Genomic DNA, 25,085 nt, shown 5'->3' on the forward strand with positions numbered 1-25,085 from the left:
TCTCGAAGTGATAGTCGGCCAGCGAAAGCCCGGTGCTCGTAGGGCTAGGTGACTTCTTCGCCGGGATGGCGGGCGCGCCCCGCGCCGGGTCGGTGCCGCAAGCCCAGAGTGAGGAAACCTGCAACGCGTGTAGAAATCTGGGTCTCTCTTATTACTTGTTCGAGTAGCAGCAGCTAGTAGAGGAACAAGGGAGAAAGACGCTTTTGCTACACCGTTGCAGGGTTCCTCACCCTTGAGCTCCGACCTCGAGGGGCCGCTCCCGGCGCTCCCCCGGCGGCGCCGGAACGGGCGACGCCCCCGACCCGGCGTGGGTCGAGGGCGTTTACACGCGGCGCGTCGGCGCTACGCCGGGCTGACAGCCTCGGCGGCGCCCGCCCACCAGAGACGGAACCGCTCTTGCGGGCGGAACCGGTCGTTGCGCGTGCCTCGGTAGGTCGCCTTCGTGACCTCGACGCGGTCGACGAACAGCGCAAGGAACTCTCGGCGCTCCTCAAGTGACCAGGTGTCGAACCCGGCGCCCCGCTCCCCGGCGATGCCGACGGAGTCGAGCCACACGGAAATGTCGATCGAACCCGACGGCAGCGCAGCGAGAGCTGCCTCGGCCTCGGCGTGACGCCGGGTCAACGCGTCTACCTGCCGGGCGTAGCGCTTGGCGCCGAGCTCACCGTCGAACAGTCCGGCGGCGCGGTCGTCGTCGAGCCGCTCGAGGGTTGCGAGCGCCGAGTCCCGAGCGGCCGTGAGTGTCGAGCGTTCCGCCTCCGATGCCGGGTCGGCCGTCTGGGCACCGTGCCGGGCAGCGACCTCGACGAGTAGCTCGAGGTCGGCCTCGTCTTCAGGGTCTAGCGCGGCGATGCGCCGGAAGACAGCCTCGACGAGCCATGACTCGGTGTGCGGCAGCGAGACAGAGACGCCAGGGCAGTCCGGGCGCTTGCCCGTGCGGTGCCAGGAGCAGCGGTAGGCGCCCCCTGTGGCGCGCCGGTCGGCGACCATGGGACCGCCACACTCGCCACACTTTAGGAGCCCTTGCGCGCCGAGGAGTGACGCCTCCCGGGTCGTGCCGGGCGTCATCGGTCGGGAATCGAGGAGGTCTTGGAGGCGGTGCCAGACGGCAGGTTCGAGCGGCCCTTCCCACGGGCGCATGAGGTGCCCGTCGTCATCCGTGGCGATCACGACGCGGCCTCGCGAGTCTCGGGGTGTCGCTACGTCTCGAGCTCGCCTTGCGACGCCGTGCTCGTCAACATGTCCGGCACGTGTCGCAGGCACGTACCCGGCGAGCGACGGCGACCGCAGCAGCTTGCCGAGCGCGCTCGTCGTCCACGCGGCGCCAGTCGCGGTGCGGAGCCCTAGCGCGGCCAGGCGGGCAGCCTCGGACCGTACCGACGCGCCCGCGAGGACCCTGTCGACGACCTCGCGCACATGAGGTGCCGTGACCGGGTCGGGCTCGAGGTGGCGCACAGTGAGCCCGTCGCGTTGGACCTTGACGGCGCGGAGCCCGTACGGCGGCCGTCCGGACATGTGCGAGCCCGCTTCGCGGAGCACCGCCTTCGCCCCCTTGGTTCGGGCGGAGATGTTCGCCGACTCCTGCTCTGCCATGGCGGCGAGCATCGCGAAGATGGCGGCGCCCATCGGCGTAGAGAGGTCGAACTCGGCTTCGGTCGCCGAGACGAGCACGGCCCCCGCACGCTGGATGCGCCGGACGAGCTCGACGGCCTCGATTACACCGCGACGCGTGAGCCGGTCGAGCCGGTAGACGACGAGCGCGTCGGCTTCGCCGCGTTCCAGCATCGCGAGCGCCGCCTCGAGGCCGGGCCGGTCGGTCGTCGGGTCATACCCGGACCGGCCAAGGTCTTCGTAGCTCGCCACCAACTCCCAGCCGGGGCGGCTCGCCACATGCGCGGCCGTCGACTTGCGCTGGGCCTCCGGCGACGCCGTCGAGCGGTCGTCCCGCTCCTTCGACTGGCGGGCGTAGGTGACGGCGCGCCGTGGGTTGTGCTCCCGATCTGAGGATGCCATGCCTTCAAAGTAACGTGACTAACGCCTCCGTTCCAGGGCCACGACCACCCCCTCGGCGAACCGCGACAGGGGAGGTAGGCCCGACCGGTCGGCGAGCGCCGTCAGGGCGGTGGTGACGGGCGCGCCGGCCCGCACCTCGGCGACCATGCGCCGGATCTCCGCGGCGAGCTCGCCGCGCGCCGTCGAGGCCACGCGTTCGAGGGCGGCGGGCGGGCTCTCCCCCGCGGCGACCGCGAGGGCCAGCAGCTCCGCGATGGTCGGCAGCTCGGCCAGCAGCCGCTCCTCGCGCCGTCGGACCCGGAGGGTGAGGGCCTGGTCGCAGGCCACGTAGCCGCATGCGCCCGCGACGACGACGAGCGCCAGCAGCGGCACGACCGCCGCGCCCCGGGTCGCCGCGAGCAGCAGCGCGAGGCCGAGTCCTGTGGCCAGCCCGGCCACCGTCCACACGATCTGCCGGGCCCGGAAGTGGTCCACCGACTCGACGGATCCTGCCCGGTCGAGCCTTCGCCGTACCTCCTCGCGAGGCGAGCCGAACCGCTCGAGGCGGGTGCCGACGTCGTGCAGGCCGAGCAGGCGGACCACTGCCGAGGTGCGGCTGACCTCGCGGAGGAGCGTCGAGGTCGCGTCACGCGGGCGGAGATACGGCGCGAGCCGTTCGTCGAGGGTGACGGCGCGCGACCGCAGCCGGGCGAGCACGATCAGGAGTCCCAGCGCGACGCCGAGACCTGCGAGCGCCCCTGCCACCCAGCCCGTCACCGCAGCACCCGGCGTTCGGCGGGCAGCCTGCCGATCCGGAGCATCATCCGGTAGGCGATCACGGCGCAGAGGCCGCCGATGACCAGCACCGCGACGCCGGTGGGTGAGTCGTAGGCGCGTGCGGTCTCCGGCCGGGTGGCCAGCAGCGCCAGCACCACCCACGGCCCGGCGACCGCCACCCGGGCCCCGTTCACCGTCCAGCTCTGCCGTGCCTCCAGCTCGCCGCGGGTGGCGGCGTCCTCTCTCAGGAAGCCGCTGAGGGTGCGGAGCAGCCGGCCGAGATCCTGTCCGCCGACCTCGCGCGTGAGGCGGAGGGCCTCCACTATGCGGTCGGCGACCGGGTCGGCGAGGCGCTCCTTGAGCGCGTCGAGCGCGTCCCCGAACCGGCCGCCGGCCCGGTAGTCGTGGGCGAAGCGGCCGAACTGCTCACGCAGCTCGACCGGTCCGCGCTGCCCGAGCTGTGCGACCGCCTCCGGCAGGGACAACCCCGCGCGTACCCCGGAGGCGAGGTGGTCCACGACCTCGGGCCAGACCTCCCGCAGCGCCCGACGACGGCGGCGCGCCCGCGCCCGCACGAGCACCACCGGACCGGGCGTCGTCAGGACGGCGAAGCACGCGGCGATCGCGGGCGAGCGGGTCAGGGCGAGCCCGAGCAGCAGCGTCATGACGCCGAGCGTCGCGCAGGCGCCCACGAGCATCCCGGGCGTGACGGACGGCGCGCCGGCCTGCGTCAGCAGGTCGCGGGTCCGCATCTGCCACGTGACCCGGCCCGCGGGGCGCGGCATCGGGGTCCAGAACGACCACCAGATGCAGAACGCGCCGACGCCCAGGAGGAGGCCGACCACGACGCCCATCAGCGCACCGCCCAGGGGCCGGCGCCCGCCCGGGCGTCCGCGCCCGACAGGGCGCCCGCGCCCGCCCACGGGCCGGCGACGCCGCCCGTCCCCGGACGTGTTCCGGCCGGGACGACCCGCGGGTCCGCGAGCAGGGCCCGCACGTCGAACCCGACGCGCTCGAACCGGTCCTCACCGGGCGGCATGCCGTCGCCGCGCCGCAGGTCGCCGTCGGCGTCCCTGTCGAAGATGCCCGCGGTCTCGATCCGGCCCTCCTCGACCCGCCCGGTGACGGCGACGATCTCGCGCACCTGGCGCCGGACCACGCCGTCCGCGGAACGGTTCAGGCCGAGGTGCACCACGAGGTCCACCGCCGAGGCGACGGTGGGCACCACGAACCGGTCGGACACGTTCTCGCCGGCGAGCAGGGGCAGCGTCGTCATCTTGGCCACGGCCTCGCGCGCGGTGTTGGCGTGGAGCGTGCACATGCCGGGGACGCCGCTGTTCAGGGCGATGAGCAGGTCGAACGCCTCCGCCTCACGCACCTCGCCGATCACTATCCGGTCGGGGCGCATCCGCAGCGCTTCCTTGACGAGACGTCGCAGCGGCACCTCTCCCGTGCCTTCGAGGCTCGCCGGCCGCGTCTGGAGGGCCACGTGGTCGCGGACCGGGAGGCGCAGCTCCCAGACCTCCTCGGCCGAGATGACCCGCTCGGATCCCGGGATCGACCCCGCGAGGGCGTTCAGCATCGTCGTCTTGCCCGCCTGGGTCTGGCCGGACACGAGGATGTTCAGGCCGGCCCGGACCGCGGCGTCGAGGAAGGTCGCGGCCTGTCCGGTCAGCGACCCGAGACGCACCATGTCCGCGAGCGCACGTGCCCGCACCACGTGCTTGCGGATGTTCACGGCCATCCCGCCGCCGGTCATCTCGGGGAGGACCACGTGCAGCCGCTCGCCACCAGGCAGCCGGGCGTCCACGAAGGGACTGGACAGGTCGAGCCGCCGACCCGACGTCTTGAGCATCCGCTCCACCAGGTCACGAACCTGCTCCGTGGTCAGGACGGTGCTGGTCAGCTCCGGCACCCCGCGCCGCGCCACGTACACGTGCGTCGGTGCGTTGAGCCAGACCTCCTCTATTTCAGGATCATCAAGATAGGCCTGGAGTGGACCAAAGCCGCCAACCGCGTCCGAAATCTCCTGGACTACACGCTCCATATCGGGCAGCCCAAGGAGAAGACCCCGTGCAGCGCGGTCCGCATAGTCCGCAGCTGCTTCGCGCACCAGATCGGTTAACCGGTCCGGTTCGGCCATCGGGTCCACGCCGCGACGCCGGACGAGCTCGCGCACCTCGCTCTCAAGCAGGGCGATCCCATCGGCCCTTACCGAGCCGACCGCACGCTCATCGCCGACGTCGAGCCGAGCCGGCCGACGCAGTTCCGTCCGTTCCACCGCAGCGGACATAGTCCCCCCTGAGCTCTTGCCACTCGCGCTCCCCCTGCGGACCGCCACCGACCACGACCCTAGGAGGATCCATCCGGATCCGCGCGCCACAGCAGGAATGCCTGTGGATAACTCGTCCCGCCCCAAGACGCCCGCAGGCGAGCGGGTCGAAAAGTCCTGAAACCCTCAAGCCCAAGCATCCGGCCCGCCAGTTGGTCAGGCGGTTCTGCAGCTGGCCACGAGTCCGGCTCGCAGACCTCGCCGTTTCGACCTGAGACTTCGACGCCATGAGATCTACCCACTACCTACGCTGGCTAGCGCGTCTCAGGAGCCGCCGAGCAGCGACCAGACAGCCTCTCGTTCAGCCTGCAGGGGCGACTCTCAGGCCTGAGGGGAAGCGTCCGCGGCGGGTACATGGCCGAGGAAGCCGAGGACGCAGAGGTCTTGCGGGATACGAGGGGTCCTTGCCGCCGCGTCGGAGAACCTCCTGAACCGAGAGCATCTCGCTGACCGCCGCCACCAGCCCAATGACTGTTCCTCGCACGAATCTGAAGCACTACTGCTACTATTCATGCAACCTACTCAAGCCCTGGAGTGCGCATGCATGAGTTGCCCGAAGCGTCGCGGTGGATGGTCGAGCGGTTCAGCGAGCACGCGCACCAGGTCAGGGCCGCCCTGGCGGAGGCGGCACGTGCGTCGCAGGAGTATGCCCTGGACGCCAAGGCCGGCAGCAGACTGGAGTCCAACGAGGCCTACGGCGCGCTCTGGCGGATCCTTGGCCACCAGGTCGCCACGCACATGAACTTTCTGCCGGGCCATGAGCAGGTCCACCCGAAGGACTCCCGCTTCCCGCTGATCGTCTTCCGCGGGACACTGATCTTCCCTGTGCGGTACGCGAGCAGCCCGCACGGCGGTGACAAGATCCGGATCGACGTGTCCGAGTACCGTGCCCGCGTGTACGCCCTCAATGGGCGTGAGCCGGAGGCCGTCCAGGGGCACCTGGACCTGGGTCAGGAGTTCGATGCTGGCCGTGTGCGCGTGGTGCGTGACGGCTCCTTCGGTTCGGCAGAACGGGTCATGACCGTCGCCTGCGCTGTCTCGGCTCGTGGGGGCCTCCAGCACGTGTATTACGGAGAGGCCGCCCCCGACGCTCTGGGGTACCTCGACTGGACCCACCGGGAGGAACTGCCTCAGTCCCTTCTCGACAGCTCGATCACCGGGCTTGCCCTCGTCAGCGACCCCGGTGTCGGCGGCAGGTTCGACCAGGCGCCGCTGCCCGAGAGCCCGATCTCGCTGCGCACCGATACGGAAGGCGACCAGGACCAGGACCAGTCCGCCACCGGGGGCGGCGGTGAATGACAGCCCGGCAGAGAGCCGGCTCACTGACCGTCAGATTGCTCGGGTGTTCGACGGCTACCGGCTACGGCAAGCGCGACTGCTCGCCCTGCGAACCAAGCAGAGCCTGGCGGCCTCCCTCGGGGTATCAGCTACCGCCGTCGGGCAGTTCGAGTCAGGAGCGACGCCGCCGCGCCCAGACCTGATCGTGCGCATGGCTACCGAGCTCGGCGTGCCGCGCCAGTTCTTCGCGGCCGGTCGCCCGATGGCGCGGCTGGAGACGGCGGACACCTACTTCCGCAGTCTGCGGTCGACCACGGCGAAGCAGCGTGCGAAGGCGGTCTCCTACGCCGAGCAGGTCTGGGAGCTGGTGAACGCGATCGAGCGGCACGTCCGGTTCCCTCCAGTCGCCCTTCCCGGTTTCGTTGGTGGTGAGATCGAGCCAGGGGCCTTCCCCGAAGACCCGAACGCGGCTGCGCGCGCCCTGCGCAAGGCGTGGGGACTAGGTTCAGGACCTGTCGCGCACGTCGTGCGGACCATCGAGAACCACGGGATCGCTGTGGTCTTCGCACCGCTGGCAGACGCCGAGGTGCGACGCATCGACGCCTTCTCGACAGTCGCCCTGTCTCGGCCGATCATCGTGCTCGCTCCCGACCGTGCCGACGACGTGCTCCGGCACAGGTTCACGGCCGCCCACGAACTCGGGCACCTGGTCCTCCACGCCGACCAGGTCGGCGGCGACCCTCAGCTTGAGCGCGAGGCAGATCGGTTCGCCGCCGAGTTCCTCACGCCGGGCCTGGTCATCCGCGACCGGCTACCGCGCCGCGTCGACTTCCAGCGATGGAACCAGCTCAGCGACGAGTGGGGCGTCTCGATCAAGTCCCTGATATATCGCAGCCGCGAAGTCGGACTGCTGTCGGACTCCACCGCGCGACGCGCCTACATCATGCTCAACCAGCTGCAGAACGAAGGGGCCTTCGCGCCACAACCGGTCGGCCAGTTTCCCGGCGAGACACCATGCCTGTTACGCGAAGCCGTCGAGCTCGCGGACGCCAACGGAGTGACCGTACCGTCCCTTGCCCAAGAGCTCGCATGGTCGGCAGCGACGGTCCGCAAGCTTCTGGGGGAAGCAGACGAGCGACCGGCGCTACGGCTTGTACCGACGTAGACCTCGGACGATCGGTGTCCCGAACAAGAACTACGACACCGATCGACGGGACCGGCTGCTCCCGCCCCGGCCAGCCCACACCAGGAAGCGGGACCACCGTTCCTAACCTTCTCCCAGTCATTGTTCCGCGGAATCCAGTCTCCGAACACACCGGACGACACGGCAGGTCGTCGTCGGCTCCTTCCATGAAGTTGGTGAGCGATGGCCCTGAAGCACGTAGACCTTGAACGCTTCTGGCTGCCGGAGGAATCCCAAGCTCTGCATGTCACCGCGGCCGGACGGCCTCGTTTGTCTCCCTTGATGCCGTTGACAAACCGTCGCCATCTCCACGTTCGTCGCGGGACTCCACTACATGCCCATCACGCATGGCGATCTGACGATCACACAGAGCAGCCATCTCGGTGTCATGCGTCACCACCATCACGGTTCGGCCCTCGTCAGCCTGCTTACGCAGGAGTTGGAAGACGGCCGCCGCGTTCTCCGAGTCGAGCGCACCAGTCGGTTCGTCCGCGAGCAGTATCGGTGGGTCGGTTATCAGCGCCCGAGCAAGGGCCACACGCTGCCGTTCGCCGCCCGACAGATCAGCGACTCTCCGATCCACATATCGCGCCACCCCGAGGCGCTCCAAAATCTCACCCACCATCCGGCGTCGCGCGACCTTACCGACCCGACCGCGTCGGTAACGAAGCGGCAGTTCGACGTTCTCCAAGACCGAGTCGCGCTCCAGCAGTGCGAACTCTTGCAGCAGATATCCGAACGTGGAGTTCCGGAAAGCGGCCAGCGAACGGTCGTCGGCACGGGTCATCTCCTTACCCCGGACAAGAACCACTCCAGCGGTCGGTGCCGTCACGTGGCCCACGATCGACAGCAGTGTGCTTTTTCCACAGCCAGATGGTCCCGTGATCGAAACCATTTCGCCGGCGTCGACAGAAAACGTGACATCTCGCAGCGCATGGGTTCGTGATTCGCCGCTCCCGTACCATTTGACGAGGTTCTCTACTTCGATCGCGCGATCCATCAGCGCTCCTCCCTGACGACTTGAGCGAGGTCGGCTTTACGCACGATCCGTGAGGCCCACCACGCTGTTCCACTAACTAGAACCGCTACCCCGATCACGAATGCCGGAACCAAGTCACCAAGCCTGCCGAACTCCGGCAGGGGTACGGCGCCCAATCCAACGAACACCACAACTGCTGGCACGGCAAATCCCAGGCCGATCGCGATCACGACACGCAAAGCTGTCTCCAGAACGGTCGCTCCGCTTAGGCGTCGAATCGCAAAGTCACGAACATTGGAGCGGACGAGCCGAGTTGCCATCGACACGATTCCGATACCGGCCACCACGAGAAGCCCGAGACCCATCGCGAGCTGGATTGACGCCCAGAAAATTTGGTCACGAAAATACTGCCGGCTGCCCTCGGCCGTTCTCGGAAGAACGTGATAATCCGAGCTCTGGCTCACGGTACGCACATACGTCTCCACCTCACGGGGAGATGCCTCTGACATCACAAGGCTCTGCGTGATCTCTTCAAACGATGCCTGCGCCCCCGAGCCCACCGCCTCATCGCGGTACCAGGCGTATGAAGAAGTGAGAACTAGAGAATCGTCTAGGTCGACGAGGCCGTTCCACGGGTCGAAGACAGCTGTGCCTGAAGGAAGCTGTCCACGCACAGTTGCAACATGGGGTCCGAGATCTATGGTGTCACCCACCCGATATTCCCGGACGTTCGAGCCAACCCAGATCCCTGGCTCTCTATCTTTCCTTGGATCGTCGATGCCCCAGAACTCAAGAAACCCACCGATCCCGACGACGACAGGATGAGTCACGCTTGCGTCGCTGAAGTAGTTCCCCACCACCAAGGAGTGGCTGGGCGTCGAACCGTCGAGGGTCCGCGTCAAGTATGCGTCCAGCCCCTCGGTCGGCACACTTGGACGCCCCACGCCCGCGTCTGGGTACACGATCGAGAACATCGTCGCATGCGCATTTTCAAGAGTCCTTATGGCGCGCACCGCTGCGCTCCCGTCGAGAAGTGCCGTCGATGCGACCGCCATGATGAACGTGCCGACGATCACCTGCATGCTGAGCAGCAGAAATCGGCCCTTAGCTCGCCACATATCGCGGAGCGCGAGGCCGAAGACGTCCCCAGCTCGCGCAAGCCCATCATTTAGTGCCTGCACTGGCCCTCCTCACGGAGACGACGGCGGCAAGGTATGCCCCAACTGAGCCAAGGAGCACAACCGCCAGCAGGGGCAACAGCACGGACGGTTGGACGATGAGGTGTAACAGTTGCGGACGCACCGCGGCAACCGTCCCAGCCCCTGCCAAAGCGGCAACGCTTACACCAACCAGCAGGCCTATGCCGACGTCGGTTCCGTATATCCTGGCGATCGCTCGGATAGAACCTCCGACCAAACGGTGGATTCGCCACCTATTGATCGAAGCGACCGCACGATCGAAGAGGACAATTAACAACACTGCAATCCCGGCAATGAGCCCAATAGCGCCGAGCACGAACGGCCTGCTCGACAGCGCGATGCTGGTCGAACTGCGGACCGGGTAGATGTCAACAAGATACTCGGCGTTCACAAATACATCCCTGATCTGAGCCAGGAGTTCGGTATCAGCGGTGTGCACAAAATAGTATCCATTTGCGAGATCAAGCGACGAAAGGTTCTGCAGGTACTCAGGAGAGTTCGCTCCACCAGTCGAGTAGGAACCGATCACCGTTGCCGCATCAGCCCACGGAACAACCTCCCCGGCGCGGTCCGGCACGTTAATGATGTATGAGTCTGACCTGGGCACTATCACGGCGCGCGGAGAACGCAGTTCGTCGTCATTGAACCAGCGACCCCGGACTTCATAACCGCGAGGTGGCGCCGGCCTGGTGCTAAAGTACCCAGCCACCGGCGGACCTGCAGTCGTGAAGTCGACGACCATGTCTACGTCTGCATCCGTCGTGAACAGCAGATCACGAAGGTCGCGCGCAACCTGCGCGGGATCTGCCGACGCGTCGGGTGAAGCAGTGACAGACATGCCGACCGTCTCGTCCGCGGGAAAACCACCCGCTAACGGATCGCGCCGGTCGATAACATCAGCGACCTGCGTCACAATGGCCAAAACCACCAAGCCAAGCACACCTGCGATCAGCCCGGCGGAAACTCGATCTCGGACCCGCTCCCTCACACAACACCGCTCTCATCTTGTGGTCGTGTCCTGTGGTCGTGGCTGCGGGCGACGAGCGCCCACAGCCACGACCACATGCCTGACTACTTCGCCGGGGTCACACCGTCGAGCTCAGAGCTCGCGGGGACCGTGAAAGACACTTCGCGGAGGTCCGCGTCATCTCCCGCGACCAAGACCTCGTTGAGCGGTGCGGTCGACCATCCGTAGTTGAATCGGGTGGAGTCCGCCGCCGGATCCAGGGTGTCACCGTAGTACCGATCCCGCTGACGGATCGTGCCGTCGTTCCGGCCCGAGGCGGAGGCCGTGTAGAGCCGGCCCGTGTCGCCGTGGCCGCCGTTGTAGTAGCGGAGGAAGCCACTCACGGTCCACCGCTGCTGGCCGTCGATGTTCCACCACTCGCTACCCTGGGCCTGGACCCTCCCGTAGTAGTACAGCTGTACCAGTTCGGAGTTCCAAGCCTTGTTGTTTCCGTGCTCATAGACGAGTGCGGCGTAAGCCGCCGTGCCGCCCGCGCCGATGAGCATAGCCGCGCCGATAACGGTCGCGGTCGCTCTCTTCATGATCTTCACGCCTGCATCCTCCACAGTTTGGAATAGCCGACCGTGCGACGCCGCCCAGGAAGGGCCCGCGTCGTCCCGTTGGGACAACATGGACGCTAGACATGCAAAAGTTTAGTGTCAACAAAACTGCGAGCACAGCTTGAAAATTCACCCGCTCGGTCGCCATCCCGCTCCGGCCCGCTCTCCGCCGCGCTTCCCGCTCGCGCCCCAGCCGATCCACCCAGGCAGGCCATGTACTCATGGCCAACATGGCGCACGCCGCAGAAGAGGAACCAGAGGGAACATCTCGCCGCCTCTAGCTAGCCCGCGAGGCCGAGGAGGCGGATTTCCACGCATGAGAAGCTTCGGCGCCGCTCCTCCCCGCGTGCCTGCATCGGCGGGACTCTAGTCCGCACCGGCAGCCCCGCCACCGCGGCGGTCGGGCAGGTCCGGGCAGCCCAGCAGCCCGGTAGCAAATTCGCCCTTGCCACAGAGAGCTCGCTTGTGAGAGCGCTGCCTGTCGCGTCACAGCTCGGGCCGGATGCCGCGTGGGTCGTGGCGAGCAACGGCGCGGTCACCGCACACCAGGTGGGGCGACCACGACCAGGTCACCAAGCAACAAGATCTCGACGTCCAGACCGCGATCCGGGTCGCCGACGCCGCGGCGCCTGCCATCCGTGTCGCAGCCGAGATGGCCGGCACCAGCTGCCGGATGAACAGCCCGTTCGCTGAGTACGAGCTCAACGGCGCCCAGCACAGCGTCCACGGGTTTGAAGCCGCGAGCAGCGCCCTTGACCAAGCGATCGACGAGTTCCAGGAAGCCTGGCTGACCAACGGCCGCCAGGAAGGAGCGTTGTATTCGACTCGATCTCGTCACCCATGAGCGCGAGCGGGCCATCCTGCGTCCGTGCAAGGCCAGCTGTAGCCAGCCACGCACGCAGCTCCGAGACGAACTCCACTCGAAGAATGTCGAGCGGTGCGTGGTTGACGATCTCGCTGGCGCCCCGGTCAGGAGCCGGGCGAGCCACGCGTGCGGCCCAGTCCTGCTGAGATTGACGGAGCCAATCTGACATTTCAGCGCGTGTGGTCACGCTCTCTTGCGCCGCGGCACCCACCTCAGCAACCAATTTGATGCACCCACTTGCCAGTTGCTCACGGTGGTTCGAACCTCGCGGCGCGGGGTACGACGCAGTCCGAGTGGGGCGCGACAGGGCTGGGGCTCTACGGCCGAAGCCACCAGATCACAGCAGGGATCCCGGCCACTCCACCCACCCGCTCCTTCGGGCATGACCTGACCGAGGCCCTGGATGCCACATCCTCTCGTCATGTCAGAATCTGACCGATGATCCCGCCAATCGCTGCCAGGACGGCGACAAGATAGGTATATTGTCGCCAATGACCATGGCTGCTGTCACGAGGCACGCGGCTCCACGTAGGCATGGGGACGCATTGGGAACGCTACAGAGGTACCGGCTCGACCGCGTTCGGAGCATTGAAGAGGCCTGCGAGGTGGTGCAGGGCCTGCGTCAGCGCCCTCTCACCGTGATGGATGAAGACTTGGGTCCAGGTCTGTCCGGAATGTGGCTCGGTTTCCCCAACCACGATCGCATCATCGTGAATACCGTTCACGCGGTCACCGAGCTCCATCGTGCGCACATCATCGCTCACGAACTCATACACATCGCGGAAGCCCTCGATAACCCCGAGCACGAGCGAAACGAGGAGCGCCGAGACGGTTACGACGACCCGACCGAGCGACGCGTGGAGGCGGCAGCAAGTCAATTGATGATCTCATTGGCAGCAGTAGGCGGCACAAGTGACCGCCTCACGGCACTCGAGCTGTACAGATGAACGTCGGGATTTTCGCCTGGATTGCGGTCGCTGTCTTCGTGGGCGCGACTACTTGGACGGCTGTGCGCGCCCGCAAGCGATCCGACGCCGCTCTACCCCTCGGTCTAGGATGCGTCGCGATCGCCTCGGCACTCCGCATACAACCCGTCGTCGATCATCTTCGCCAGGTCACGGACAGTCCGGTCGATGAGGTCACCAAGCACATCGCGCTGGTCGTAGGTTGTGTGCTGATCTCCGGCTGGGTGATGCAGACGCTGACAGCGAGAACACCTAGAACGCCTGTCGTCGTGGGAGCCTGTCTCTGCGCAGCGGCAGTGATGGTCACAACGTTCGCGGCGAGCGGTCCGTGGGTCGCCGCCGATTTGGACTCGCAGATGTCGGGTAAGCCTCTCATGGCGGCCTATTGGGTCGTGTTCTACGGAGCATTCATCGGCGCCACGGCCTGGTTCGCCTATTCCGCTCTCCGATCACGATCGCGACGGATCTGGCAGCTTCGATGGGGCAGCGACCTCACCGCCGTAGGTGCTGGGCTGGCCACGATCTGGGCGGTCGTCAGCCTGCTGGCGCTCCTGCAGCAGATGCGCGACCCGGACGGGTCACATTTGGTACTCGGAATCCAAACTCGCTATCTGATCGTCGGATCAAGCGTGTTGACGACCATCGGCCTCGTTGGACAACTGACCTCGGCGGCTGTCCACGCTCGGCAGCAGCGCTCGAGCCTTGCCTACTTGCACCGGTATGTCACGGCGGCAGTCTCGGCAACGGTTCCGCCTCCGACGCACGACAAGGCCGTGGACAGTTATCACCGCACGATCCAGATCCTGGACGGAATCGGAACGCTTGCGCACTATTCCACGGCAGCCGACCGGGATGCGCTGTCGGCACGTACGCAGGAAGCGCCACCGGAGGTCCTCGTTGCACACCAACTCAAGATGGCGGCGGCGCGACTCACCAATGGCGAACCGCGGAGCACCAGCCCCGCCGACTGGACTGAACAGTTGAAGGACGAGTCATCTCTACCTCGCCTCGGCAGCGCCCTGGAATCGATCGCCAACCGTCACAAGGGCGAGGCGCGCACCGCCTCCATGACCCGATGAACGAGACAAACTCAATGAGTGAAACGGAACCGACGAGCGAGACGGACCTGATGAAAGAGACACGATCAGAACCACACTGGGCCCGGATCACGACCGAGGTCCTTGCGCCCGGATACACGGTCGCCGCGAGCGTGCTCACCATCGGGCTGCTATCGGCCGACCCGGTAGAGGCGTGGTGGCAGGTTCCCCTGCTCGTCGTCCTCGCCGCCGGAGTCCCCTATCTCTTCATCCACGGCTTGGCGCGCCTGGGAATCTGGGAGTCCCGGCACGTCCGCCCCCGGCTGCAGCGCCTTGTCGCCCTCCTCGGGCTCATCGTCATCGAAGCCATCGCGATCACGGTGCTGCTCCTGGTGGGCGCACCACCGTTGACGCTCCGGCTGCTCGCCGCCTGCCTCGCCGGAGTCATCGCCCTGACCCTGGTCACGCCCCTCGTGCGGGCAAGCATCCATGTCGGGGTCCTGTCCGTCACGGCGGGCATCGCCGCGAGCTTCTCCTGGCCTGCCGCAATCGCCCTCCTGGCGCTCAGTCTCCTGGTGGGCGTCGCCCGCATCTACGTCAGGGACCACACGCCTGTCGAGGTCGCCACCGGCTTCATCGTCGGGTTCTGCGGCGGGCTAGTCGCGACTATGCTACTTGTCCCCTAACGGAATGCCGGCCTCGTCAGGCGGAACCGGTGGGAGGTTCTCAGCCTCCCTGAATCGGTCAAGCAGACGTGCGATGGCATCGACGTTCTCTTGCGACAACCCCGCCGCACGAGTGGCGATTGACCGGACACCGTGCTGGTCCAGCAGGTCGTTGAGAACAGCTGAATTGTCAACACTCAAGAGCGCTGATGAGTCGACGTCAAAGTAGGCGCTCAGCCCCTCGATGATCTTCAGCGAAGGGGAACTGGCCCGCCCTGACCGAAGCTGGCTCAGGTAGGCGTCCTTGATCGCGTAGCCGTGATCGTTCATCCACCGGACAACCTCACGATTGGTGACGCGCCTGCCTCCGCGCTCGGCCGCAACGAAAAGTTCGTTGAGCCGCAGCCGAAAAGCCTCGCCGAGCCGCTGACCAGGTGCCGCTCCAGCCGACTCACCGCGCGAACTGTCACCAACCTGCCTCTGGATATCCATCTATGTTCCCTGTCGATATATTGTCACGGGGATGCTAGCCCACTTCGTCTGGACCCGTCCGCCGATCAACAGCCCAGCCGGCCAGAACACAGTGACGATCGCGGGAAGACCGCGACGTTGGCCAACGACAGCACGATCGGGATCTACAGCGGTTCCCAGTCGCACGGTCGAGCTTCTCGCCCGCTCTCGCGTCAGATGAAACCGATCTGCGAGTGCCGCGCTGGCCGCCGTGACCGAGCGTGTTCTGCATTCGGGGGTGCGATGGGACCTTCGCGCGCGTCGTCGTGCCGCACTCTCCACCACGACCAACGGTTCCATGGTCACTCCGTCTTAGGACCACGCCTGCGGGCCACGTCGCCGAAGCACTGACAGCCCGATCGGTGCCCCGTCGAAGTCCTCCCATTCTGCTGTTCCATACAGCAATCGAAAGTGTACTGCCAGCAGAATCGAACGGAGTGATCGGCACCACGACCACGGCGCCGCGTGCTGCCCGTCGGCCCGGGTATCGGAAGCCGAGCTCGTGCGCGCACCGGGAGCAGGAATCTAAGTCACCTAGGCCACGCTCGTAGCCAACTCAAACGCCTGGAGTTCCTGCTCGGCTTCGGCGCCCAAGAGGGAAGCTCGCCACGCTGCCCGACCACCGCTACTAGCTCCACCAGCCGTACGCGCCCAGCGTCCAGCCGATGGTCTTGTTTCGAGTGCGCCCATCCACACGTCGAACGATCCAGATCGCCTGACATGAGACCTGGGTTCAGACAAACCAATGCATGATCCGGACGGCTCTACGGGCGCCCGCAGAACGAGCAGCGCCAGCGCGAACCTGCCGGGACCGACGCAGACGACGACGAGTGCCATCGAAACCTGACGAAGACAATCAAGAGCAAGATGCGAAGCCAAATAATCTGCCCGCTATACAGAATCCAAACCTGCCACGCTTCACGAGCTTCGCCAACTGCCCCCTGTCACCAAATACGGACGCGTAAACCTGGATCCAAGTACAACCGGTCACCACGGTTCACATCGAACGCTTCGTAAAACTCGTCGATGTTACGCAATGGCCCATTACATCTAAACTCGTTCGGAGAATGTGGGGTTGCCGATATGCGGCCGACAACATCTGCGTCTCGGCTCTTTGCGCGCCAGATTAGCGCCCAATTCAAAAACAGTAGCCGAAAGTCGGCGAGTCGGTCACCTGCCGAATCGATCTCCGGCCGATCGCCCGAGGAAGCCAAAAAACCGCGGATCGCCATGCTCAAACCACTAAGGTCCGCGATATTCTCGCCTAGAGTCGCTTTGCCATCAACACAAACTGCAAGTGGACCGCCAACCAACTGCGCTGGCACGTAGGAAACGTACTGGTCAACGAGCGGTGCAACTCTCGCCGAATATTCAGAATAGTCCTCGGCTGTCCACCAATCCGACTTGCGGCCATCGGGACCATACTTAGCGCCGAAGCCATCGACGGCGTGACTGATCTCGTGGCCCATAAGGGAGCCTATTCCGCCGAAGTTCTCCGGCTCATCGGCACTAGAATCGAAGAATGGCGGCTGCAGCATTCCTGCCGGCACGACGACTTCATTGGCGCGTGGATCGTAGTAGGCATTGACTCGCTGGGGATTCATGGCCCACTCACCATGGCTGACCGCAACGCCGATTCTCCTCAGACGCTCACGCGTTCGGTGCTCCGCGAGGCCGCGAACATTCTCCTGTAGATCCGTAGGAGAAATCCTTACCGACGAATAGTCCCGCCATCTTTCGGGGTAGCCAATCTTCAACGACAGAGCATCGAGCTTCGAGAGAGCAAGATGCTTCGTATCGTCAGCCATCCAGTCGAGACCCACTAACGAAGTTCGATACGCGGATATCACGTGCCTGGCGATACGCTCGACTTTCAGCTTGTCATCTTCAGAAAAAAACCGGTTTACGTACTCGCGGCCCACCAGATCGCCCAGAGAACTTTCAACAAGTTCCACGCCGCGACGCCATCGATCGACCTCCCTGACCGCTCCCGTAAGAGTCCGTCCGTAAAATTCAAAGTGACGTCGCGCTATCGCCTCTGGCAGATAGGGGGCGCGAGCAGTGACTACACAGAACGCCGCCCACAGCTTCCAATCAAGCAAATCCATTCGCGCCCAAACCCTGCCGAAATTCGCCAACGCATCGATGGAGTGCACCACTAGGTGCCTCGAATAAGCAGCTGGCAGGCCGAGCCCGTCAGCCCACACGTGCCACGGAAATTGCGGGATCAGTTCGCGAAGAGCAGCGCTCGTCGTACGGACAAACCCCTTATCAGCGCTTTCGGCCTTAAGCTCCCCCGTCAGACCGGGGTGAGCGCTCGCGAGTTGACCCTCCAGACTCATCACACGAACCGAGGCTGTAGAAGCATCGACACCCAACTTGGTCAGAACACCAGCCGATTCAAGTGTCGAACCGACGTGGGAGGCATATTCGGATCTGAGCCTCCCGTGCTCATCGTTGACGTAATGGGCTTTCGACGGAAGCCCGAGGGCTGAGTGTGACAGGTGCAAGACGTTCAGTGTCGCGTCATCCGGATCCGGACCCACCCAGTACCTGATGGCACCAATTGCACCCACACGTTGTAGGCTCCCAAAGGAACGGGCGAGCGCGCTCGCGTCCATCGAGCTAAGCACCCCCGACAACTCATCGTCTATCGCAGCCGTCCCTTGCAATTCAATTTGCTCAGTGTCCATAAAACTCGCATAAAGATCGCCGATCTGAGTCCCTGGACCCATTCCCTCGACGATCGATCTCACTCGGCTCGCAGCAGTGTCGTGGAGCTGCCTGAACATTCCGCTCGATGCCTGATCCTCTGGGATCTGACACTTCTCGATCCATTGCCCATTGACGTGTCGAAACAGGTCGTCTTGCGGGCGGACTTCGAGTGAAAGCTCGTACTTCAAAATTTCGCTCCTCAGAACCATCCAACTATTCAGGCATGCTGTGGCGTTTCCGAACGACACAACCCCCGCGGCAGCAAAAATGGCCACGGGTGTCACATTGTGACAACCTACGCCACCGATCATTTTGGGAATGAGCGCACCGTGGCTAGTACCTTGTCCTTGTCCAGGCTCATGGCCGCCACGAGTCCAGCAGAAGCCGCGGCCAGGAGAAAAGGCCGCGGTCCTACGTTCTCATCCGAGTACGCAAGATCACCGGCCGCATAGACCCCGGGCTTCGAAGTCCGCCCACCAGAATCCACTTGTACGCAGCCGTTAGCAAACGTCAGCAGACCTAGTTGCTCAGCGAATGGCGCAGCCTGTACATAAGAGGAAGCGGCCAGTAATCCGCCAACGATGAGCTCCGACCGGTCCTCAAATGTGATCAGCAATCCCGATGGTGCGGCACTGATCCGCTCAACCTGCCCGTTACGAATGCCAATTCGCGTGGACCTCGCGATCAGCTTGTTCTGTTCATCTAGCTCATCCCCGTTGGGGATGAGGATCAAACCCCGGGCGATCCGATCCAGCATCAGGGCAACCTTGCCCACGTGAGGACCATTTCCTAGCAATGCGACGTCTTTACCCCTCAGCTCAAACCCGTCACAGTACGCACAATCGAAAGCGCCCGCTCCGAAAACTTCACTGAGACCATCAACGTCCGGTAGGACATCACGCACACCAGTTGCCAATAGAACCGCCTCCACGTGGAACTCACGGTCCCTCGCGATCACGACGTACCCGCCATCCGTCTCCCTTATGGAGGTGACCTCGCTGTGAAATTGGTCGACCGTGTCGTACCCTCCGACGGTTTGTCGGAGCTGCTCCAAGAAAGACTCCCGCGACTCCCCGTCATATCCCACAATGTTGTGTACTTTGTCAGCGCGCCCGTTCCGATAGATGCCAGAGTCGAAGACGGCGACTTTACGTCGCACCCTTCCGAGTGTTAGTGCCGCCTGCAATCCTGCAGGCCCTCCACCGATCACTGCCGCGTCATACATATTTCTCACGACTCCTATTCGGACGAGACCTCGTGGCGGATGGCACGCTGCGCTCCATCCCAGATCCGCTGATGTCATCTGGGGACGAAAAAGTCAGTTCTCGCAGGAAAGACACACGAAATGAACCCGCGGTAAGGCGCCCAACTGACGATGACGCTCGCCCATTAGACCTTCGACGCGCAGATGACACCGAGCCGAACCAGGGCAGTAAGGTAATCCCGAACTGGGACATCGAGGTCCGGCAGCCCAAGGTCACCCGTCGACATCCACGCCTGCCCCAGCAACGCCTCAGTGGGCGCCTGAAGCGCCGTTGGCATCTGCACACGTGCACTTCCTGCCTTGAGCTCGAAAGTGTCCGCGGAGGCGTCACCTGTGATCGACCAGGCGGCGCCATTGCGGCCGCGGAATCGAAATCGCTCAGGATTCTCGATCGCATCGACGAGTGCGAGCGGATCAATGATCTCGACTGGGCCGGCCGAGTTGGGCACCGTCGATAGGTTCAAGGTCTGGACGAGTTGCGCCAGTTCGGCCATCTCAGCCACGACCGCTTCACTACCCTGCCCTAGCTGCAAAGCACTCTCTGATCGCCAGGCCGAATCCTCGAGGGCTGATCTGCGGACGTTCGCAATCAGAAAGTCTGCCTTTGTCTGAGGATCGAAGGAAAGAGTGACGTGAACTGATCGTGACTCACCTGACCGGGCTCGGTGCATCCAGCCTCTCGGTAGGTAAAGGACGTCACCCTTGTCGAGCCTCAGATCTCGTAGGTCGAGGTTCGAGTTTAGAATCTCGTCCGCGACACGCGAATCAATATCTCGCCACGACAGCTCTTTAGTCGGCGCCACCACTGGCGAGGCGCATGTTTGCCAGAGCTTGGAGCCATCCACTTGAACAATGATTACGTCGTGGTGGTCGTAGTGCAGTTCAAGTGCCTTAGACCCGGGTGGTGTGATATAGGCGTTGGCCGCTACCTCGACACCCAGTTCTTGCCCAAGTTGGGCTGCAAGATTGCGGACGGTAGGCGACAGTTCGTGGACCCGGTTCATTACCACCGAGTATCCCTGCATCATCGCGCTCGCGACGGAGGCCCCGTCGACTCGAACATATGGGCCGTCGCCGACAAGGTATCGCCTGCTGTCTAGCGCTTCGCCATCCTTGATCAAGGTCACGTTCCGGCCTTCGACCAGGGGATGCATAAGCGGCTCGGTCAGATCGGCAACAGATACCAAATCGATGCCGGTGCGCGTAGCGTGGCGGGACGCCCGTCCGAAGTATTGGCGCCGAAAATCCCCAGAATCAAGCTGGAGTAGGCTTTCAATTGATCTCATTAGTCACCCATTCTCGCTAGGCACTCCACGCCGGATGGTCTTTACTGCGTTTACCGCGCCGGCAATAAGTATCATTACTATGGCCAATATCACCATTCCTCTGTCTGCGCCGTACCAATCAGCGAACAATCCGGCGATCAACGCTCCAACTGGTGCGAGCGTTCCCCCGATCAGTCCGAGTGCACCATCTACCCGGGCACGGAGATCGACAGGGACAGCTGCGGCGCGCACTGAATTGAGGGCCACGTTTGACATGACAGCCGCAACTGAGATCAGCGGGAGGAAGACCGCCATCAACGCGGGCGTGGGTGCCAGCGCGGCACAGAGTAACGAAGCCCCGATCGCCCATCTCGACCCGATCACAACGACTGCTGGCGCCACTCGCGCGACGACTCGGGGTGCTATCCACGCACCAACAAGACCGCCCGCTCCGAGCGCTGCGAGTACTAATCCTGACTCCCACGGACTTGCGCCCATTGCATCGAGCCGTGCTATCGCTGAGATTGGGAACGCAACCCCAATGATGTTGGTAGCTGCCACCGCAATCCCTGTCCAGAGGAAGAACGGGTTGACGATCAACCACCGCAGACCGGCTTTCACCTCCAGTTTGCGACGAACCTTAGGGGAGTTGCTGGAGATCGCGACATCGCTTGGGAGCCGGCGGGCCGTGAAGAGAGAACCTCCTGCCATTACGGCGCTTGTTGCGAACGGAAGCATTGTGGCAACACCTACCAGGGCGCCCGCGAGTGATGGCCCGAGAAGTGTTCCTATGCGCGTTCGTACTTCGTTAACGCTGTACGCATTTGGGTAGTCGAGCTCAACCACATAGCTCGGCAGCGCAGCACGCTCGGCCAGCGTCGAAAATAGCGTGCATACGCCTTCCAGGACCATCAGAACACACAGCGCTGCCAGGTTGAAACCAAAGATGATCGTTGTAAGCACGAACGACACCAACACAGCCAGACGGACAACTTCGGAAGCGATCAGTGTGCGTCTCTTGCTCCACTGGTCGACCAATGCTCCGGCATGGAGGTAGAGAATCACGCTTGGGGCAAGAGCGACGAACCCGACCGCTCCAGCGAGCGTCGGAGAGTTCGTCTCAGCGAGCACCACCATCGGAGCCGCGATGGCGACAACCTTCGCGCCAAGTTGTGAGAATGTTTGGCCGACCCAAAGGAGACGGAAGTTCCGGTTGTTTTTAAGAGGTGCCGCCGTAGTTGGATCCGCCGGCCTAGTCGGAGCCACCGACCACCTCGGCAATCTCCAGTCGGACGATCGATCGCGCGAAGTCGACGTTCTGATTTGGAGCGCCGTCAAGCTCGTCGATGCGGATGGTTTCGCCGTCGAGGATTCGCTTGACCAGGTCGATCGCGGCACGAGGGACGCGATAGGTTGAACCGTTCACCTCAAGCTGTCCATCAGAGGCACCTTCGTCCACTTGCACGGAGACGTGAGCACCAGTCCTTCTCCGCAGTGCGCTAGACGCTCCAAGCGAGTCGGCCGCCATCTGCGACGTAAAGAAGTCGTTGGCGGTGGAGCCTTCCCCCGCATGCGGCATCGAACGCAGGTTGCGGATTGCGTCACGCCAATGCACCGCGGACAGCTTTCCTGACAGCGCTTCTACCGCTGATCGAAGTTCGATCTCGAACTTCTCGTTTTCTGGGTCTAGCAGTGGGTTTCCTGCAAACCTCAGATCCGAACTGACCGCCTCGGTCACCAAGTCCACGAGAATATCACGCCAGCGACGTGACTTGACCATCAGGGAGAGGTGAACCGATGTCGTTTCTGTGGCCGAAGCGCAGTGCGGTGTTCCGAACGGCAAATAGAGCACGTCACCCGGTTGGAGAGTGATCCGGTGGTCGGGTTCTCCCAGTTCCTCTAGCGAATACCAGTCCGCGACTCCGTCACGCTGGAGGCTCGGGTTCCAGAGTAGCCAGTCCTTCGTACCCTCCGTCTGGATCACGAATACGTCTACCGAGTCCCGATGCGGCTTAAAGCCACGTCGGCCGGCTGGCGTGACGAAGCCAACGGCGTCGCTCCTCGTCCCAAAAGCTTCACTGAGGCCGCGGGTCAGTTGACGAATGTGGGGAAGATAGTGATTTAGCGATGACCAGGTGATCGTTGCCCCGGTCTTGAAATGCTCGATGACTCGCGTCGGAATGACTGCGTCAGTGATCGTGTCGCGCTGGATCCTTCGAGTTTCGGTGTAGGTGCGTGGATGTACGAGTTCGCCCGACTTCGTCACCGCGATATATGGCGGTCGGATCGCATCCGATACAAGGAGCTCATCGAGCATCTCGGCAGAGAGCAGCTCGGTGGCGTCTGACTTCAGCGCCCCGAGACGTATCATCGGCTTTCGGTTGAAGTAGTCCTCGAAGAAGACATCGGTGTCGCCGACAAGGTCAGACAGTTGCGGAACTCGAATTGAGGCCATGCGTTTTCCTAACTGTGGGCTACCCGGCCTGGTGGCCCCACACATGTGTGGGGCCACCGGGGAATCAGAAGATGTCGTTGCAGCAGCGAAGAACTTCGCTCTCCTCGATCACTTCGAACATGTCCGTACCTCCCTCAGATCTCGTCTCTCACTTGGGCACCTGGGTTGGCATCCGGAGACGGCTCGCGATCGACCCGTCGTTCCCGGTGCGATCACCAGGTTGGACCATCCGGCTCCGTGGAGTCATTGCCGAGTTGGCATCGCTGTACCCCAGCGCCCAACTGGCGCACCCTCGGGTGAAACGCCGCAGTGGCGTTGCAACGGACCGGTCCGTGTGCGTGGCCCGTTCACGCAGGGCTCGATCGAGCTCCAACGGCGTTTCTCCGATGTCGTAGAACGTCGTGCGCGGTCGTGTCTCAGTGGTCGACGATGATGTGGATGACGGTTGGGAGTTCGTCCAGTCGGCTGCGGTAACCGGTCGAGAGGATGCGCCACTGCTTGAGCAGCGCGGTCGTCCGCTCGACGGGCACGCAGAATCTGGCGAAGGCAGGGTTGAAGCAGATGTCCCAGGCGACGTCGGGCTTGCCCGCGGGCCCAGGCAAGCAGCCCATGCGTAACGGGCGGCATATGCGGAGTCAGTCACGGACCGCCAGGTCAGGGTTACTCCGGCGGCGGTGTGTGATCTGGTCGGTCGAGCCCACGAGACGCAGCGTGACTGAGTCGTGACGCCGGCCGGGTACCCGCCCGAGGCGCCGACCTGTGCGTTGGGTGCTTGCTTACGGTTCTCGGTAGCGCATCGGTCATTCGAACGGCCCGGAACCTGGCGTAGACGACCCGGATCCAACCGAACGCGAGGGCCCCCACCGGCCAATTGGTATCGGCAGGTCCTCGTACCTGGCCGCAGTGTTCGGCCTGGACTCCTCCTAGTCGGCTAATCGACCGCAGCACGCGCACCGAGTTCTTCCAGGGCACCCTGATGTGCAGATCTAATTCACGACACTCAGGTCCTTGCAGGTCAGAATGCCCTCTCCCTGTTCATGGTCTCTCCGGCTGCGCAGAGTCAGAGGCTCGGAGTCCGTTCCGAAGTAACGTCCGGGGCCGGCGGAGCGGTGCGTACTAGGGGAAGAGGTCACGGGCCGCGCTCACGAGCCTAGTGGCGGCTGGAAGCAGCGCGCGTCCATGCTCGGTGAGCTCGACGACTCCCCGGCGCGGGTCGTACTCGAGGAGAGTTCGGCCACCAAGTTTCACCTCGAGCTTTGCGATCCACTTGCTCGGAGAACTGGCGTCGAGATCACACTGCCTAGCAACCCTCGCATAGGAGTTGAGTTCTGCAGACAGGACAAATACCTGCAGGTGCTTTATCGGAACATCGAAGAGTTCAGGAGGGCTTGAATCCGGCATCGACACCGCTACCTCTCGTTCGTCGAGTTGCGGACACGCTCAACCACGAGCAAGGACCAACCGCTTGTCTCTGCCCCTATGGCCAGCACGTCGGCTATTACCCCGTGAGGCCGCGCCCCGGAGGTGGCGTCCCTATTCGCCCCGCGGCGCGGCAAAGCTGCCCTATGAGATGGGCAAAATGTCCAGTTGGGCGGGGATGTGGTTGCCGGCACCGCGCGGCTGACGGCTTGCGGGAACTGAGCGGTCATCCCACTCAGCACGCTGTGCTTCTCGGCTACAGCCGGGTCGCGAGAGCCCTCGGGTGCCTTGAACACCGCCGAGCTGACTGCGGCCCAAACCACATCTGTCTGCACCACACACACCGCCACCTGCCCCGGAGCGATGGCAGTCACGACCAGGCGGCCTTCTCCTGATCCGGAGTGTCCGGCTCGCTCGGCCGATTCGTGGTCACCCCAGCCCAACGCTCCCCGGCCCGCCCTAGGCCAGCCCAGCGTGCAGCAGCACCCGGATCCAGCTGACACCAATCTGGCCCGGTTGGCGCCAAGCCTTTGGCACCAGGCGCCTAGCGCCAACGTCTGAAAGCTGTCGAGCAAGCGCTGCTCCACTGCTACCAAGCCGTGGTGCACGCGAACACCAG

General features: G+C 64.1%; 22 protein-coding genes. 6 read left to right on the forward strand and 16 right to left on the reverse strand.

What is annotated here, in order from left to right; translation table 11 throughout:
* Window positions 1-342 precede the first annotated feature (342 nt).
* From ACNYC2_RS21665 to ACNYC2_RS21680, 4 genes are read right to left on the reverse strand one after another with little or no spacing between them, the layout of a single operon-like run.
* Window positions 343-2,013 (reverse strand): recombinase family protein, encoded by a 1,671-nt coding sequence (locus ACNYC2_RS21665; protein WP_419703768.1) that lies wholly within the window; start codon window positions 2,011-2,013, stop codon window positions 343-345.
* An 18-nt stretch (window positions 2,014-2,031) separates the two neighbouring features.
* On the reverse strand, window positions 2,032-2,769 hold the full coding sequence (locus ACNYC2_RS21670) for a type II secretion system F family protein (RefSeq protein WP_419703769.1): 738 nt from the start codon (window positions 2,767-2,769) through the stop codon (window positions 2,032-2,034).
* Window positions 2,766-3,623: a type II secretion system F family protein gene (locus ACNYC2_RS21675; protein ID WP_419703770.1), complete on the reverse strand. Its 858-nt coding sequence runs from the start codon at window positions 3,621-3,623 to the stop codon at window positions 2,766-2,768. Before ACNYC2_RS21675 ends, ACNYC2_RS21670 begins: the two co-directional genes overlap by 4 nt.
* A complete protein-coding gene (locus ACNYC2_RS21680; protein ID WP_419703771.1) occupies window positions 3,623-5,062 on the reverse strand; it encodes a CpaF family protein in 1,440 nt (479 codons plus the stop codon). The genes ACNYC2_RS21675 and ACNYC2_RS21680 overlap by 1 nt, the downstream gene beginning before the upstream one ends.
* Before the next feature lie 579 nt (window positions 5,063-5,641).
* Here ACNYC2_RS21680 and ACNYC2_RS21685 point away from each other — a divergent pair.
* Entirely contained in the window at window positions 5,642-6,400 is a 759-nt protein-coding gene (locus ACNYC2_RS21685; protein ID WP_419703772.1) for a hypothetical protein, read from the forward strand.
* A gap of 43 nt (window positions 6,401-6,443) precedes the next feature.
* On the forward strand, window positions 6,444-7,544 hold the full coding sequence (locus tag ACNYC2_RS21690) for an XRE family transcriptional regulator (RefSeq protein WP_419703773.1): 1,101 nt from the start codon (window positions 6,444-6,446) through the stop codon (window positions 7,542-7,544).
* Window positions 7,545-7,809: 265 nt separating this feature from the next.
* Here the strand turns inward: ACNYC2_RS21690 and ACNYC2_RS21695 are convergent, their stop codons facing one another.
* From ACNYC2_RS21695 to ACNYC2_RS21710, 4 genes are all read right to left on the reverse strand, one after another.
* Window positions 7,810-8,562: an ABC transporter ATP-binding protein gene (locus ACNYC2_RS21695; RefSeq protein WP_419703774.1), complete on the reverse strand. Its 753-nt coding sequence runs from the start codon at window positions 8,560-8,562 to the stop codon at window positions 7,810-7,812.
* Complete coding sequence (locus ACNYC2_RS21700; RefSeq protein WP_419703775.1) at window positions 8,562-9,623, reverse strand: hypothetical protein; 1,062 nt, start codon at window positions 9,621-9,623, stop codon at window positions 8,562-8,564. The genes ACNYC2_RS21695 and ACNYC2_RS21700 overlap by 1 nt, the downstream gene beginning before the upstream one ends.
* Window positions 9,624-9,705: 82 nt before the next feature.
* Entirely contained in the window at window positions 9,706-10,671 is a 966-nt protein-coding gene (locus ACNYC2_RS21705; RefSeq protein ID WP_419703776.1) for a hypothetical protein, read from the reverse strand.
* A 140-nt stretch (window positions 10,672-10,811) separates the two neighbouring features.
* Window positions 10,812-11,297: a hypothetical protein gene (locus ACNYC2_RS21710; protein ID WP_419703777.1), complete on the reverse strand. Its 486-nt coding sequence runs from the start codon at window positions 11,295-11,297 to the stop codon at window positions 10,812-10,814.
* A 661-nt stretch (window positions 11,298-11,958) separates the two neighbouring features.
* On the opposite strand from ACNYC2_RS21710, the gene ACNYC2_RS21715 reads away from it, so the two are divergent.
* The 4 genes from ACNYC2_RS21715 (at window position 11,959) to ACNYC2_RS21730 (ending at window position 14,859) form a co-directional block, all read left to right on the forward strand.
* The gene (locus tag ACNYC2_RS21715; RefSeq protein ID WP_419703778.1) at window positions 11,959-12,150 is read left to right on the forward strand and encodes a hypothetical protein; all 192 of its coding nucleotides are present in this window, start codon (window positions 11,959-11,961) and stop codon (window positions 12,148-12,150) included.
* A 626-nt stretch (window positions 12,151-12,776) separates the two neighbouring features.
* Window positions 12,777-13,118 carry a hypothetical protein gene (locus ACNYC2_RS21720; RefSeq protein ID WP_419703779.1) on the forward strand — a complete coding sequence of 114 codons (342 nt, stop codon included), beginning with the start codon at window positions 12,777-12,779 and terminating at the stop codon, window positions 13,116-13,118.
* Entirely contained in the window at window positions 13,115-14,215 is a 1,101-nt protein-coding gene (locus tag ACNYC2_RS21725; protein ID WP_419703780.1) for a hypothetical protein, read from the forward strand. The genes ACNYC2_RS21720 and ACNYC2_RS21725 overlap by 4 nt, the downstream gene beginning before the upstream one ends.
* 14 nt (window positions 14,216-14,229) lie before the next feature.
* Window positions 14,230-14,859, forward strand: coding sequence for a hypothetical protein (locus ACNYC2_RS21730; protein ID WP_419703781.1), 630 nt, complete (start codon window positions 14,230-14,232; stop codon window positions 14,857-14,859).
* Here the strand turns inward: ACNYC2_RS21730 and ACNYC2_RS21735 are convergent.
* From ACNYC2_RS21735 to ACNYC2_RS21770, 8 genes are all read right to left on the reverse strand, one after another.
* The gene (locus ACNYC2_RS21735; protein WP_419703782.1) at window positions 14,845-15,330 is read right to left on the reverse strand and encodes a hypothetical protein; all 486 of its coding nucleotides are present in this window, start codon (window positions 15,328-15,330) and stop codon (window positions 14,845-14,847) included. The genes ACNYC2_RS21730 and ACNYC2_RS21735 overlap by 15 nt on opposite strands.
* A gap of 962 nt (window positions 15,331-16,292) precedes the next feature.
* Window positions 16,293-18,347, reverse strand: a complete 2,055-nt coding sequence (locus ACNYC2_RS21740) for a M13 family metallopeptidase (RefSeq protein WP_419703783.1) — start codon at window positions 18,345-18,347, stop codon at window positions 16,293-16,295.
* 23 nt (window positions 18,348-18,370) lie between these two features.
* Window positions 18,371-19,288 (reverse strand): NAD(P)/FAD-dependent oxidoreductase, encoded by a 918-nt coding sequence (locus ACNYC2_RS21745; RefSeq protein ID WP_419703784.1) that lies wholly within the window; start codon window positions 19,286-19,288, stop codon window positions 18,371-18,373.
* Between the two features lie 164 nt (window positions 19,289-19,452).
* A complete protein-coding gene (locus ACNYC2_RS21750) occupies window positions 19,453-20,454 on the reverse strand; it encodes a JmjC domain-containing protein (RefSeq protein ID WP_419703785.1) in 1,002 nt (333 codons plus the stop codon).
* 162 nt (window positions 20,455-20,616) lie between these two features.
* Entirely contained in the window at window positions 20,617-21,858 is a 1,242-nt protein-coding gene (locus ACNYC2_RS21755; RefSeq protein ID WP_419703786.1) for an MFS transporter, read from the reverse strand.
* Window positions 21,845-23,047 (reverse strand): JmjC domain-containing protein, encoded by a 1,203-nt coding sequence (locus ACNYC2_RS21760; RefSeq protein ID WP_419703787.1) that lies wholly within the window; start codon window positions 23,045-23,047, stop codon window positions 21,845-21,847. The genes ACNYC2_RS21755 and ACNYC2_RS21760 overlap by 14 nt, the downstream gene beginning before the upstream one ends.
* Before the next feature lie 416 nt (window positions 23,048-23,463).
* On the reverse strand, window positions 23,464-23,649 hold the full coding sequence (locus ACNYC2_RS21765; RefSeq protein WP_419703788.1) for a hypothetical protein: 186 nt from the start codon (window positions 23,647-23,649) through the stop codon (window positions 23,464-23,466).
* Between the two features lie 514 nt (window positions 23,650-24,163).
* The gene (locus ACNYC2_RS21770; protein ID WP_419707878.1) at window positions 24,164-24,448 is read right to left on the reverse strand and encodes a LysR family transcriptional regulator; all 285 of its coding nucleotides are present in this window, start codon (window positions 24,446-24,448) and stop codon (window positions 24,164-24,166) included.
* Window positions 24,449-25,085: the final 637 nt, after the last annotated feature.

The organism is Promicromonospora sp. NFX87 (genome assembly GCF_048564965.1).
GTDB lineage: Bacteria > Actinomycetota > Actinomycetes > Actinomycetales > Cellulomonadaceae > Promicromonospora.

Bases quoted from the DNA above. Each gene is read 5' to 3' on its own strand.
- ACNYC2_RS21715 (WP_419703778.1), top strand. From the start codon at position 11,959: ATGGCCGGCACCAGCTGCCGGATGAACAGCCCGTTCGCTGAGTACGAG.
- ACNYC2_RS21725 (WP_419703780.1), top strand. From the start codon at position 13,115: ATGAACGTCGGGATTTTCGCCTGGATTGCGGTCGCTGTCTTCGTGGGC.
- ACNYC2_RS21700 (WP_419703775.1), bottom strand. From the start codon at position 9,623: ATGCAGGTGATCGTCGGCACGTTCATCATGGCGGTCGCATCGACGGCA.
- ACNYC2_RS21745 (WP_419703784.1), bottom strand. From the start codon at position 19,288: ATGTATGACGCGGCAGTGATCGGTGGAGGGCCTGCAGGATTGCAGGCG.
- ACNYC2_RS21695 (WP_419703774.1), bottom strand. From the start codon at position 8,562: ATGGATCGCGCGATCGAAGTAGAGAACCTCGTCAAATGGTACGGGAGC.
- ACNYC2_RS21760 (WP_419703787.1), bottom strand. From the start codon at position 23,047: ATGGCCTCAATTCGAGTTCCGCAACTGTCTGACCTTGTCGGCGACACC.
- ACNYC2_RS21665 (WP_419703768.1), bottom strand. From the start codon at position 2,013: ATGGCATCCTCAGATCGGGAGCACAACCCACGGCGCGCCGTCACCTAC.
- ACNYC2_RS21685 (WP_419703772.1), top strand. From the start codon at position 5,642: ATGCATGAGTTGCCCGAAGCGTCGCGGTGGATGGTCGAGCGGTTCAGC.
- ACNYC2_RS21730 (WP_419703781.1), top strand. From the start codon at position 14,230: ATGAGTGAAACGGAACCGACGAGCGAGACGGACCTGATGAAAGAGACA.
- ACNYC2_RS21735 (WP_419703782.1), bottom strand. From the start codon at position 15,330: ATGGATATCCAGAGGCAGGTTGGTGACAGTTCGCGCGGTGAGTCGGCT.
- ACNYC2_RS21770 (WP_419707878.1), bottom strand. From the start codon at position 24,448: ATGCCGGATTCAAGCCCTCCTGAACTCTTCGATGTTCCGATAAAGCAC.
- ACNYC2_RS21675 (WP_419703770.1), bottom strand. From the start codon at position 3,623: ATGGGCGTCGTGGTCGGCCTCCTCCTGGGCGTCGGCGCGTTCTGCATC.
- ACNYC2_RS21680 (WP_419703771.1), bottom strand. From the start codon at position 5,062: ATGTCCGCTGCGGTGGAACGGACGGAACTGCGTCGGCCGGCTCGGCTC.